This is a genomic window from Methylobacterium sp. A52T (genome assembly GCF_053346095.1).
Map to the genome: position 1 here is coordinate 1 of NZ_JBKFBI010000038.1, position 11746 is coordinate 11746.

The window sequence follows — 11746 nt, forward strand, 5'->3', positions numbered from 1 at the left end:
CCCAGGGTGCGGAACAGGGGGACGAGGTCGGCGACGCGCTCGGCCGAGCGCGCCACCCCCTGGTTGAGGGTCAGGAAGATGTAGACCGCCTCCTCCTCGTGCAGGCCGGCGGCCCGCAGGCCGAGGGTCAGGAGGTCGTAGCGGGTGCCCGCGTCGGCGACCACGGTCAGGAAATCGCGGGGCAAGCCGAGCCCGTCGGCCAGCGCCGCCATGAAGGCGGGAACGTCGCGGGCGGCGGACAGGCCGGTCAGGGTCTCGCCGAGGCCGCGGGGCGGCGGCGGGCAGGGGCGCAGGGCGGCGGTCGCCTCGACGGCCCGGCCGATCACCGTGCGGCGCATCGGGTCGGCGTGCAGGTAGAGGGGCACGAGGTCGGCGGCCGAAACGTCGGGCCGGACCAGCAGCAGCCGGGCGAGGTCGGGGGCGGTGCGGCCGCGGTCCACGAGCCGCGACAGGGCCGCGCCCCGCAGGGTGTGGCCGAGATTGGCCGCCAGGGCGCGGTCGATCTCGGGGCGGCCCTCGCGGGACAGCTCGTCCACCGCCTCCCGGCTCAGCCCGGCCCGGGCGGCGATGCGGGCGGCGATGTCCGACCCCTCGGCCAGGGCCGCCTCGATCAGGCGGTGGCTCAGGGTCGGGGCCAGCTCCACCACCGCGTCGCGGGCGCCGCCGCCGCGCAGGGCGAGCGCCTCCAGCACCGCGGGCGGCGTCTCGGGGCAGGGGGCCAGCTTGCGGGCCACGACCCGGGCCGTCTCCTCGTCCACCGTCGGGATCAGGCCGCAGGCCAGGGACTCGAAGATCTCGATCTCGGTCCGGTCCCGGGCCGCGGCCCGGACGAACAGGTCCGTCTGAACCCGGAGGATCACCGGCTTGAGATCGAGATTCTCGATGCGTGACAGTTCGAGGAGCCCGGACAGGTCCGGCGGAGCATCGACGGAAGGGGGCATGGAGGATCGGTTACGCAAGACTGCAGTAAGGTCACGCTAACCGCATCGACGTGAATCGACCTTTAAACCGCCGCCGCGGCGACCGTGTCGTCCTGCGCCAGGATGGCACCGGCGCGGTCCCGCCCCGGCCCGACCGGCAGCGCGTCAGTCAGCGCGTCAGTCAGTGCGTCAGCCAGAGCACGAGGCCGAGCGCCACGGCGGCCGCGACGATGATGCCGGCGTAGAGCGGCAGGACCCAGGGCTGCCGCTGATGCGGGTAACCCTTGGCCGCCCGCTCCGAGGGCGCCCGCTCGTTCTGCCGCGCGATCCGGACCTCCCGGGGCGTCGGCGGCGTCCCGCCGGCCTCCTCGCAAGTCCCGAGCGGGGCCGCGCCGATATCCATGTGCGGGGTCTTGTCGGCGGTGCGGCCGCTGTCGATGTCGCCCTTGAGCTGCGCGGCGGTCGGCGCCTCGGAATCCGGGGGCGGATCGCAGGGCAGGTTCGCGGGCGGCGGCGGGGTCTCGGATCGCAGCGTCATCGGGGGGCTCCACTCTCCGGGGGTAACGCCCGGTGAACCCCCGTCGGCGTCGGCCAGGATGTCGCGGATCTCAGCTCTCCCCGGCCCCCCGCTTCAGCAGCGGCCGCGCGAGCATCGTCCCGTCGTCGGCGAAGCCGGCGGCGGCGCAGAAGGCGCGCAGGGCCGCCTGGTCCGGCCCCGCGGCCAGGAGCAGCCGGTCGCAGCCCGCCTGCCGCGCCGCCCGGCCGGCCGCCTTCAGCAGGACCCGGCCGATGCCCCGGCGGCGGGACTCGGCGGCGACCGCGAGGCCGGTGATCAGGCCGAAGGACCGCGGCGCGTCCAGCGTCCGCACGGGGGCGACGGCGATGAGGCCGCTCGGCGGTCCCCGTTCCACGGCGACGAGGGCGATGCCGCCGTCCCGCTGCAGGGCCTCGAGCCGGGCCGCGAGGTCCGCGGCGCCGACCGCGACCCCGACCTCGCTGAGCAGCGCCGCGAGACCCGCGGCGTCCGGCCCCGCGGCGGCGCGGATCTCCAGCCCGTAGCGATTGCCCAAATCCCGCTCCCGATCGGCATGTCCGGCGCATGCATGTCCGGCGGTTCAACGCGCGGCGACGCCTCTCGACACGGCGCGTCGCGCTCCTGAGGCTCAGACGCGGCGCCGTCCCGCAGGTCGCGATCACCGCGTTATCGGCTCCGTCGCGCGCGGCGCCGTCGTGATGCGGCGCGCGCGGAACGCGCCGGGCCGTCCGCGCTTTGCTCTCCCGTCGGCGGATCGGGGAGCGCGCAGCATGGCGGGGCGGGTGACGGATCGAGCTTCCGAAGGGGAGGCCGGCCAGGCGCGGCCGGAGACAGCGCCGGCGCCCGAGGGGCCGGGCCCGCGGCCCGGCATGACCGAGGCAGAGGTCGGGCCGGAGATCGGGGCGGAGGCCGAGGCGGTCGAGCGGCACAAGGCCGAGACGGAGATCGCCGCCGGCGACGTGGCCGACGACCTCGCCGATTTCGCGTGACGGACCGGCGCGCGGGTCGCGCGCCGGCCGGTAACCACGAGCCCGGGCGTTGCCGGGCTCAGGCGGGGCTCAGGCCGTCTCCTTGGCCTTGCGGGAGCGGCTGGCGCGCTTCGGCTTCTCGGCCACTTCCGCGACGGGCTCGGGCTCGGGCGCCGGGGCGGCGGATTTGCGGCGCTGCTGGCCGAGGCCGAGGCTGCGGGCGAGTTCCGAGCGCTGGGCCGAGTAGCTCGCGGCCGTCGACGGATAGTCGCGCGGCAGCCCGAAGCGCTCGCGATACTGCTCGATCGTCAGGCCGTTGCGCGACAGGTGCCGCTTGAGCGTCTTGTACGGCTTGCCGTCGATGAACGAGATCAGGGCGTCCGGCGTCACCGACTTGCGGATCTGGGCCGGCGTCGGCTTGTCGGCCGCCTCGGTGACCGTCGCCGCGGGGGCGGACAGCTTCGTCAGCGCGGCGTGAACGCCGGCGAGCAGACCGGGCAATTCGCTGATCGGCACGGAATTGTTCGAGACATACGCCGAGACGATGTCGGACGCCTGCTCGATAAAGGTCTGCTGCTGCTCAGTGGCGTTGTCGTCCATCGATGATTCCCTCTATCCGACCGTCGTGAGACGGTTCTAACGTCTGTGCAGCAAAATCAAGTCGTCGTCGAGCATTTCCCTACACAATGCCCCCGCCATGAACACGCATATTATTCAAACCGTGGGTCGAGCTGAAATCGACCGTCGAGCAAACCGACACCCCGGAGCCGAAGTTGGACGAGACCGGGCGACGCGGACGGGCGCCGGTTATGCCTTCCGCCGCGATCTCGCCGCCGGCTTCCTCTGCGAAGATCCGTCTCCGGTCTGATGAGAGGCGCAGAACTTCACGCGGCGGCCCGCCGCGATGTCCCGTGAGCCTTCGGGACGGGACGAACGTTTCGGCCGGACTGTCACGTGATCTGCCGCGGACCGGTCATGGCCTCGGAGGCGGCCGGGCGATAAGGATCCGGGCGGGACAGGATCCGGGGCGATCGGCGTGGACCAGCAAGTGGACCGGCAAGGGGATCACCAAGTGGATCAGCAAGTGGATCAGCGCTCGGAGACGGGCACCGTCTTCGGCGCCGTCATCCCGTTCGTGGATCACTGCGGGATCGAGGCGCTCGACGTGCGCGCGGGCCGGACGCGGCTGCGCCTCGCCCTGCGGCCGGAGCACGCCAACAACCTCGGCATCGCCCATGGCGGCGCGCTCTGCACCCTGCTCGACGTCGCCCTGGGGACGGCGGCGCGGCTGCGGGCGGGGCGCCCGGTGGTGACCCTCGACATGCAGACCCGCTTCCTCGCCCCCGGCCGCGGCGTCCTGACAGCCGAGGGACGGGTCACCCGGGCGGGGCGGTCGGTGATCTTCTGCGAGGCCGAGATCCGCGACGAGGCCGGGGAGCTGGTGGCGACCGCCACGGGGCTGCTCAAGCCCGTCGGCGAGCGGCCGGCGCCCGCGTAGGGGCCGCGTAGGGGCCGCGTAGGGACCTTGTCGCCGGTCGGGACGCCGGCGCGGGATCCCTGCGCGGGATCCCTGCGCGCCCGTGCGGGGCCGCGACCGCGCTGCGACCGCATTGACGTGCGCCCGGCAGGGTGGAAAAGCCTGTGTCATGACGATGCCGGACGACGCGCGCGCAGCCCTGGCTGCGCCTCCCTCCGAGGCCGACGTGACGGCCATGAAGTCCGAAGCCGCGGCGTGGTTCGAGACGCTGCGCGACCGGATCGTCGCCGCCCTGGAGACCCTCGAGGCGGAGGCGGCGGGCCCGTTCCACCCCGACGCGCCCGAGGGCCCCGGGACATTCGAGAAGACCCCGTGGAACCGGACCGACCATACCGGGCGGCCGGGCGGCGGCGGCGTCATGGCGATGCTGCGGGGCCGCGTCTTCGAGAAGGCCGGCGTGCACATCTCGACGGTGCACGGCGAGTTCGCGCCGGAATTCCGCGCCCAGATGCCCGGCGCCGCCGAGGATCCGCGCTTCTTCGCCACCGGCATCTCGCTGATCGCCCATCCGTGGAACCCGCACGTGCCGACGGTGCACATGAACACCCGGTTCGTCGCGACGACGCGGGCGTGGTTCGGGGGCGGGGCCGACCTGACGCCGGTGCTCGACCGGCGCCGCACGCAGGACGATCCGGACAGCCGCCACTTCCACGCCTGCCTGGCGCGGGCCTGCGCGGCGCACGGCATCGACCACGCCCGCTACAAGGCGTGGTGCGACGAGTATTTCCATCTCAAGCACCGGAACGAGCCGCGCGGCATCGGCGGGATCTTCTACGATTACCTCTGGAGCGGGACGCCGCAGGCCGACCTCGCCTACACCCGCGACGTGGGCCGGGCCTTCCTGGAGGCCTACCCGAAGATCGTGCGCGACAATCTCGGCACGCCCTGGACCGAGGCGGACCGCCACGAGCAGCAGGTGCGGCGGGGCCGCTACGTGGAGTTCAACCTGCTCTACGACCGGGGCACGATCTTCGGCCTGAAGACGGGCGGCAACGTCGCCTCCATCCTCTCCTCGATGCCGCCGACCGTGCGCTGGCCGTGAGTGCGGGTCTGCCGGCCGCCTACGCGCCGCAGCAGGACGCGGCGCTGAAGGCGATCGCCGCGTGGCGGCGGGACGGGGGATCGCAGGTGTTCCGGCTGTTCGGCTATGCCGGCACCGGCAAGACGACGCTCGCCCGCCGGATCGCCGAGGATGTCGACGGCACCGTGGTCTACGGGGCCTTCACCGGCAAGGCGGCCTCGGTGATGCGCCAGAAGGGCTGCTACGACGCCGCCACGATCCACTCGCTGATCTACCGCACCAAGGAGGCGGAGGAGGGCGGCCCGACCTTCACGCTGAACCGCTCGGGCCCGGCCGCCAAGGCGGACCTGATCATCATCGACGAGTGCTCGATGGTCGATTCCGACCTCGGCAACGATCTCCTGTCCTTCGAGCGGCCGGTCCTCGTCCTGGGCGACCCGGCGCAGCTGCCGCCGGTGCGCGGCGGCGGCTTCTTCACCGAGGCCGAGCCCGACGTGATGCTCACCGAGGTGCACCGGCAGGCCAAGGACGACCCGATCGTCCGCATGGCCATGACCGTGCGCGAGGGCGGCCGGCTGGAGCTCGGCAGCTACGGGCAGAGCCGGATCGTGTCGCGCCGCGCCCTGGATCCGGCCGAGGTGCTCGAGTGCGATCAGGTGCTGGTCGGCCTGAACAAGACCCGCCGCCTCTACAATGCCCGGCTGCGGGAGCTCGCCGGCCACACGGACCCGATGCCGGCGATCGGCGAGAAGCTGGTCTGCCTGCGCAACGACCGGGTGAAGGGCCTGCTCAACGGCTCGACCTGGACCGTGCAGGCCCTGCGCGCGCCGCCGCGTCCGGACCTGATCCGCCTCGACGTGGTGCCGGAGGACGACCCGGCGCTCCGCCGGAAGCCCACCGACATCAAGGTGCTGCGCGCGATGATCTCCGGCACGGACGAGGAGATCCCGCTGTTCCTGCGGCGCGAGACGGACGAGTTCACCTACGGCTACGCGCTGACCGTGCACAAGGCGCAGGGGTCGCAGTGGGATCGGGTCACGCTGTTCGACGAATCCTACGCGTTCCGCGAGCACCGGGCGCGCTGGCTCTACACCGGCCTGACCCGGGCGGCGCAGGCGATCACCGTGGTGGTCTGATCCGGCGCCGCCGCGCGACGTCTCGCTTGTGAAGCGGGACCACGCGTGCTACGCACCGCCCGTCTCATCGAGGCACCTTGCGGAGAGGTGGCAGAGCGGTTGAATGCACCGCACTCGAAATGCGGCATGCCTGCAAGGGCATCGGGGGTTCGAATCCCCCCCTCTCCGCCAGTTACCCTTCCGCAGCAATCCGCGGAGGTCTCCTAAGCCACAGAAATCCCTAAGCAATCTTCAGCCTGCCGTCCGCGGCGGGCCGCTGGTGTTCGCCCAAATTCGCGACTACCATGTGGGTAGCGACGTGGGCAGATCCGAGATGGCGGGAAAGCTGACAGCACTTGGGGTCGCGAAGCTCAAGAACCCCGGCATGTACGGGGACGGCGGCGGCCTATGGCTTCAGGTCACCGGCACCGGCGGGAAGAGCTGGATCTTTCGCTACACGCTGCGCGGCAAATCGCGCGAGATGGGTCTCGGCTCGGCCGGCACGTTCACGCTCGCCGAGGCGCGCGACAAGGCCCTGACCTGCCGCAAGCTCTGCTACGAGGGCATTGACCCGATCGAGATGCGCCGTGGGCAGCGCCAGGAAGCGGCCGTCGAGGCTGCCAAGGCGATCACCTTCAGCGGCTGCGCGGACGGCTACATCCAGGCCCACAAAGCCGGCTGGCGCAACGAGAAGCATGCTGCGCAGTGGACGGCCACGCTGGAAACCTATGCGCATCCGGTCTTCGGCGATCTGCCGGTCCAGGCGGTCGACACCGGCTTGGTGCTGAAAGCGCTCCAAGCGATCTGGACCACGAAGCCCGAGACGGCGTCGCGCGTGCGAGGCCGGATTGAGTCGGTACTCGATTGGGCCGCGACTCAGGGCTACCGGCGCGGCGAGAACCCGGCGCGCTGGAAGGGGCACCTCGTCAACCTGCTGCCGAAGCGCTCCAAGGTCCGGAAGGTGGAGCACCACGCAGCTCTACCCTTCAAGGACGTGCCTGCCTTTCTGAAGAAAGTGGGCGAGCAGCCCGGCCTCGCCGCGAAGCTGATGACCTTCACGATCCTGACGGCCGCGCGCACGGGCGAGGCGTTGGGCGCTCGCTGGTCCGAGATCGACCTAGAAGCCAGGGTCTGGACGGTGCCGGCCGAGCGGATGAAAGCCAGCGTCGAGCACCGCGTCCCTCTGTCAGCCAGCGCGATAGAGGTCCTGACCCAGTTGCACGGGCACGACGACACGTTCGTGTTCCCCGGCGCCCGCCGCGGGAAGCCCCTCTCAAACATGGCCATGCTGGTGCTGCTCCGGCGGATGAAGCGCGAGGACCTGACGGTTCACGGCTTCCGCAGCTCGTTCCGCGACTGGGCCTCCGAGATCACGGACTTCCCGTCCGAGGTGGTCGAGATGGCGCTCGCCCACACCGTCGAGTCCAAGGTCGAGCGGGCCTATCGGCGTGGTGACCTGTTCGCGAAGCGTCGCGAGTTGATGGACGCTTGGTCGGCGTTCTGCCGAGGCGCGCAATGACAGATGACGATCAGCCCGACGATGCGGTTTCTCCTGTCGAGCAGGCGAACGGAAGCTTTTATCGCGCTTATAAGAAGCAGTTATCCGAGCTGGTCCATAATATCGAACATGCCGGTATTGCGGCCTTAAATAACCGATCGCTCGACACTGTTGACAGATTGGATTTGGAGAGGGGCATCCGTACCCTGAAAGTCAATCGCGAGAAACTGCTTACAATACTTGGTAGGATTATAGACGAAAATAACCCGTCGTTCTACGAAGAGAGCGCGATTGAGTTGTTCGTGCATGTAGTATCGGGTGTTCTCAAAACGTCGATGTATCTTCGGCTCACGGACAGCGCAGTCCAAGAAACACTTGAGAAGCAGGCTAATTTAGCGAGGGCGGCTCGCCTACCAAGGCTAACCAAGGATAAAGCAGCCCGCATCGAGCTGGTTAAGCGGCATTGCGTGGCGGCAGGCGTAGATTTTCGGAACCCCTACAAGGCGGCAGATGTGATCCGCGACGCCGTGAACGCTGAGCGCGCGAAGACTGGCAAGCCTGGAGTGACCGTGCGGACGATCCAAAACTGGATCAACGAAGCCGAACTGGCAGAAAATTCAGAAAATTCTTGAAGGCTTTCCGAAGGCTTTCAAGCCCTTTCCGACGTGACGCTCGACAGTAAGACCTACACTCCCCAGAACTCTGCATAGCCGCTGGAACACCAGCGGACCGCTGAGGAAAATCAATCATGGCTCTGCAGCAGATGCAGGCGCCGCAGGTAAATCTGCGCGCGTCAACGGGAAAGCTTTTTCATAGCCCCAAGGATGTCCAGCACATCTTGGGCATCGGCCATACCACGCTCTACCGCCTGATCGGCCAGGGCAAACTGCGCGTGGTCAAGATCGGCGCCGCCACCCGGGTCACGGACGATAGCCTTCGTGCCTACGCCGCCTCCTTGATGATGGGGGCCGCGTAAAGGAATGACCTCCAGAAAAGGTGAAGCCCGCACGGCTCTGGCAAGCCGGCGGGCCTCGGAAATCTCGGTGGGCACCGATGGTTCTGAGATAGCACCCACTCCGCTCGAAATCCAGACTGCACGCCTCCGGGCACAATACGTTTTCAGCCCGGCGCTCGCGGCGGTCATCGCGGCCCACGCCTACAGCGTGGCGGATCGTTGGGGGCGCACATGATCACGAGCGCCGCACCCATCCACATCGCCACCATCAACGGCGTGTCGGTCCACTTCTTCCGCGGACCGTCCGCTGGACCCGACATGCCGTGGCACGCCCATGAGGAGTTGCTGGCAGCGCTTGCGCTGCCAAGCGATCTGCGCCGGGCCCTGAAAGCTGCTCTTCTGAGAAGTTAGAGGGAAGCCTGCCACACGGTCGAGGTTGACGGCGAGCCGGTGTTGATCGCGCCGCACTTCGTCGCCCAGGGCCTCATCAGCATGGCCCAGGAGGTTGGGAAGGGCGTCACCACGACACCTGACCTCGTGGACCGCGAATACGCCCGTGCTGGCGTCGGCGCGATGAACGCCCTGACGGCGCATCTGCCGGACGCGCAGGACAGGTTCGCCTGGGCCATGCAGGCCTTCCGCAATCAGGGAGGCGCAGCGTGAACGCGCCAACCCTCAACTCAACTTATCAGGCGGGCCGGATAAAGCGGTCCCGTCGCACCGCAGCTCAGGTCGGGCAGCTCGAGCAGCAAATCCTCGACGTGCTCGCCGAGGACCACCCGCAGTCAGTCCGCCACGTCTTCTACCGGATGACGGATCCGCGCCTGCCTGAGCCGGTCGAGAAGACCGATGCGGGCTACGCGCAGGTGCAAGACCGGATCGTGAAGATGCGCCGCGCCGGCAGCCTGCCCTACGGCTGGATCACCGACGCGACCCGCCGCGGCTACTTCGTGGACACGTTCTCCGGCACGGGCGACTTCCTACGCCGGGTGCAGGGCCTCTACCGCGCCGATCTCTGGCAGAGGGCCGCGCACTACGTGGAGGTCTGGACGGAGAGCCGGTCGATCGCCGGCACGATCCAGGGCGACTGCGAGGAGCTTGCCGTCAGCCTGTACCCGTGCGGCGGGTTCTCCTCGATCTCGCTGGCCTACCAAGCCGCCGAGAGCATCAACGGCCGCCGCGACGGCAAGCCTGTGGTGATCTTCTACATCGGCGACTTCGACCCGGCCGGTGTGCTGATTGATGTGGCGCTAGAGCGCGAACTACGCAGCCATCTGCGTGCCGATGTGGACATGACGTTCACCCGGCTCGGCATCACCCCGGAGCAGATCGAGTTTTACGGCCTGCCCGGCAAACCCCGGAAGGCCGGCGATCGGCGGGCGCCCCACGTCCGCGAGACGGTCGAGGCCGAAGCCATGCCGGCCGGCGTCCTACGCCGACTCCTACGAACCGAAATCGAGGCCCTGCTCCCGACCAACGCCTTGGCCGTGGCGCGCGTAGCGGAGGAGTCGGAGCGCGCGCTGATCGGCCGGATCTCAGACATGCTTGAGGAGGACGGGGTATGAACGCGCCGATCCGCAATCCAGAGCGGGCGGCGCTGCTCGCCCACACCTTTGAGGCCATCGCGGAGGCCGCCGGCATCGCCGAGACCTACGCCCGGACGGCCGCGGAGTTGGCCTCAATAGGGGACAGCCGGGGCGTGAACTACGCCCTGCGCCAAGCCGCCGTCGCGCTCGCGAGCGCCGCAGACACTGCAGCGACACTCCGGCCCTCTGGCTCGCGCGGAGGTGCCTGATGTCGGAGCGCTCGTTCAACCGGGCATCGGTCGACGCAGACCCGTTCTGTGGCTGGCCCGGCCCGGATCCAGACGCCATGCCGGAAGCCAAGCCGGTCATCCGCGCCCAACCCTTCCGGTGGCGGGATCCGACCACGATCCCGCCGCGCGAGTGGGTGTACGGCCGGCATCTGATCCGCAGGTTCCTGAGCACCACGGCGGCACCCGGCGGCGTCGGCAAGTCCAGCCTCGCGCTGGTCGAGGTCATCGCTATGGTGACCGGCAGGCCCTTGCTCGGTGTGTCGGTGCCGAAGCCGCTGCGGTGCTGGTACCTGAACCTCGAAGACCCGATGGAGGAGATCGAGCGCCGCGTCGTCGCGATCTGCCTGCACTACGGGATCAAGCCAGCCGAGATTGAGGGACGCCTGTTCCTGAATTCCGGCCGCACGACGAGCATCGTCATCGCCACCACGACTCGGGAGGGCACCAAGGTCGCCGAGCCGGTGGTGGAGGGCCTGACCCGCGCCGTCCTCGACAACCGGATCGACGTGGTGGTGATTGACCCGTTCGTCAGCTCGCACCGAGTCACCGAAAACGACAACGCCGCCATCGACATCGTCGCCAAAGCTTGGAACCGCGTCGCGGAGGAGGGCAGGGCTGCCGTCGAGTTGATCCACCACGTCCGAAAAGGTCAGAGCGGCTCCACGGGCGAGTACACGGTCGAGGACGGCCGCGGAGCCGGCGCTCTGCTGGCGGCCGCCCGTAGCGCCCGGGTGCTCAACCCCATGACCAAGGAGCAAGCGGACCGCGCCGGGCTGCCGACGAACCGTGGCTACTTCCGTGCCGACAATGGCAAGGCGAACCTCGCTCCGCCACCCGAGCGCAGCGAGTGGTTCCACCTCGTCCCAGTCGAACTCGGCAACGGCCCGGCCGACTCTGTCGACGGTGGCGATCACGTCGCTGTCGTCGAACCCTGGCAGTGGCCCGACATGCTGGAGGGACTGACCGTCGATCACCTTCGCAAAGCCCAGCGCTCAGTCGCTGAAGGCCGGTGGCGGGAGAATGCACAGTCCAAGGAGTGGGTCGGGATCCCGATAGCCAGAGACCTTGGCATCGAACTCGACGCTGCCGGAAAGAAGCGCGTCCAGGCCATGCTCAAAGTCTGGATCGAAACCGGCATGTTCGTGGTGGTCGAAGGCACCGACGAGAAGCGCAATAAGCGGTCCTTCGTCGAGGTAGGTGAGGCAGCCTGAAATGGGGGTGAAATGCCCCGCCTCACCTTGCCCCCCCCTAAAGGGGGTGGGGCAGGTGTGGCAGTGGGGCAAACCACCCGAGGCGCCACACCGCCACACCTTGCCACGCCACACTTTGAGAGGTGTGGCAGACGCTGAAAGACGAGCCGGGTCGGTGTGCAGGTCGGCAT

At 69.3% G+C, this 11746-nt stretch carries 15 protein-coding genes and 1 tRNA gene; 12 read left to right on the forward strand and 4 right to left on the reverse strand.

The annotated features are described in order from the left end of the window. The 4 genes from ACLBYE_RS11745 to ACLBYE_RS11760 all read right to left on the reverse strand — a co-directional run. Positions 1 to 941, reverse strand: a 941-nt coding sequence (locus ACLBYE_RS11745; protein ID WP_447694332.1) for a DUF2336 domain-containing protein, incomplete at its 3' end; no start/stop codon positions are given. Between the two features lie 160 nt (positions 942 to 1101). Beyond that, positions 1102 to 1458 (reverse strand): hypothetical protein, encoded by a 357-nt coding sequence (locus tag ACLBYE_RS11750; protein WP_447694333.1) that lies wholly within the window; start codon positions 1456 to 1458, stop codon positions 1102 to 1104. 70 nt (positions 1459 to 1528) lie between these two features. Then, entirely contained in the window at positions 1529 to 1990 is a 462-nt protein-coding gene (locus ACLBYE_RS11755) for an N-acetyltransferase family protein (protein WP_447694334.1), read from the reverse strand. 523 nt (positions 1991 to 2513) lie between these two features. Beyond that, on the reverse strand, positions 2514 to 3023 hold the full coding sequence (locus tag ACLBYE_RS11760; protein WP_091675820.1) for a MucR family transcriptional regulator: 510 nt from the start codon (positions 3021 to 3023) through the stop codon (positions 2514 to 2516). Between the two features lie 484 nt (positions 3024 to 3507). Here ACLBYE_RS11760 and ACLBYE_RS11765 point away from each other — a divergent pair, with 484 nt between their 5' ends. The 12 genes from ACLBYE_RS11765 to ACLBYE_RS11820 all read left to right on the forward strand — a co-directional run bounded on the left by ACLBYE_RS11765 (position 3508) and on the right by ACLBYE_RS11820 (position 11576). Next, complete coding sequence (locus tag ACLBYE_RS11765) at positions 3508 to 3921, forward strand: PaaI family thioesterase (protein ID WP_091980418.1); 414 nt, start codon at positions 3508 to 3510, stop codon at positions 3919 to 3921. Positions 3922 to 4069: 148 nt separating this feature from the next. Further along, positions 4070 to 5002 (forward strand): oxygen-dependent coproporphyrinogen oxidase, encoded by a 933-nt coding sequence (hemF, locus tag ACLBYE_RS11770; protein WP_020091129.1) that lies wholly within the window; start codon positions 4070 to 4072, stop codon positions 5000 to 5002. Continuing rightward, the gene (locus ACLBYE_RS11775) at positions 4999 to 6117 is read left to right on the forward strand and encodes an ATP-dependent DNA helicase (protein WP_012321591.1); all 1119 of its coding nucleotides are present in this window, start codon (positions 4999 to 5001) and stop codon (positions 6115 to 6117) included. Before hemF ends, ACLBYE_RS11775 begins: the two co-directional genes overlap by 4 nt. Positions 6118 to 6198: 81 nt before the next feature. Beyond that, positions 6199 to 6288 (forward strand) — tRNA-Ser (locus ACLBYE_RS11780). Positions 6289 to 6430: 142 nt separating this feature from the next. Further along, a complete protein-coding gene (locus ACLBYE_RS11785) occupies positions 6431 to 7615 on the forward strand; it encodes a tyrosine-type recombinase/integrase (protein WP_447694335.1) in 1185 nt (394 codons plus the stop codon). After that, on the forward strand, positions 7612 to 8226 hold the full coding sequence (locus tag ACLBYE_RS11790) for a hypothetical protein (protein ID WP_447694336.1): 615 nt from the start codon (positions 7612 to 7614) through the stop codon (positions 8224 to 8226). The genes ACLBYE_RS11785 and ACLBYE_RS11790 overlap by 4 nt, the downstream gene beginning before the upstream one ends. A gap of 116 nt (positions 8227 to 8342) precedes the next feature. Continuing rightward, positions 8343 to 8570, forward strand: coding sequence for a helix-turn-helix domain-containing protein (locus tag ACLBYE_RS11795; protein ID WP_447694337.1), 228 nt, complete (start codon positions 8343 to 8345; stop codon positions 8568 to 8570). Positions 8571 to 8780: 210 nt separating this feature from the next. Next, positions 8781 to 8960 carry a hypothetical protein gene (locus tag ACLBYE_RS11800; RefSeq protein WP_447694338.1) on the forward strand — a complete coding sequence of 60 codons (180 nt, stop codon included), beginning with the start codon at positions 8781 to 8783 and terminating at the stop codon, positions 8958 to 8960. A 42-nt stretch (positions 8961 to 9002) separates the two neighbouring features. Then, entirely contained in the window at positions 9003 to 9212 is a 210-nt protein-coding gene (locus ACLBYE_RS11805; RefSeq protein WP_447694339.1) for a hypothetical protein, read from the forward strand. Continuing rightward, positions 9209 to 10114 (forward strand): hypothetical protein, encoded by a 906-nt coding sequence (locus ACLBYE_RS11810; RefSeq protein ID WP_447694340.1) that lies wholly within the window; start codon positions 9209 to 9211, stop codon positions 10112 to 10114. The genes ACLBYE_RS11805 and ACLBYE_RS11810 overlap by 4 nt, the downstream gene beginning before the upstream one ends. Next, positions 10111 to 10344 (forward strand): hypothetical protein, encoded by a 234-nt coding sequence (locus ACLBYE_RS11815; protein ID WP_447694341.1) that lies wholly within the window; start codon positions 10111 to 10113, stop codon positions 10342 to 10344. Before ACLBYE_RS11810 ends, ACLBYE_RS11815 begins: the two co-directional genes overlap by 4 nt. Then, entirely contained in the window at positions 10344 to 11576 is a 1233-nt protein-coding gene (locus ACLBYE_RS11820; RefSeq protein ID WP_447694342.1) for an AAA family ATPase, read from the forward strand. Before ACLBYE_RS11815 ends, ACLBYE_RS11820 begins: the two co-directional genes overlap by 1 nt. Positions 11577 to 11746: the final 170 nt, after the last annotated feature.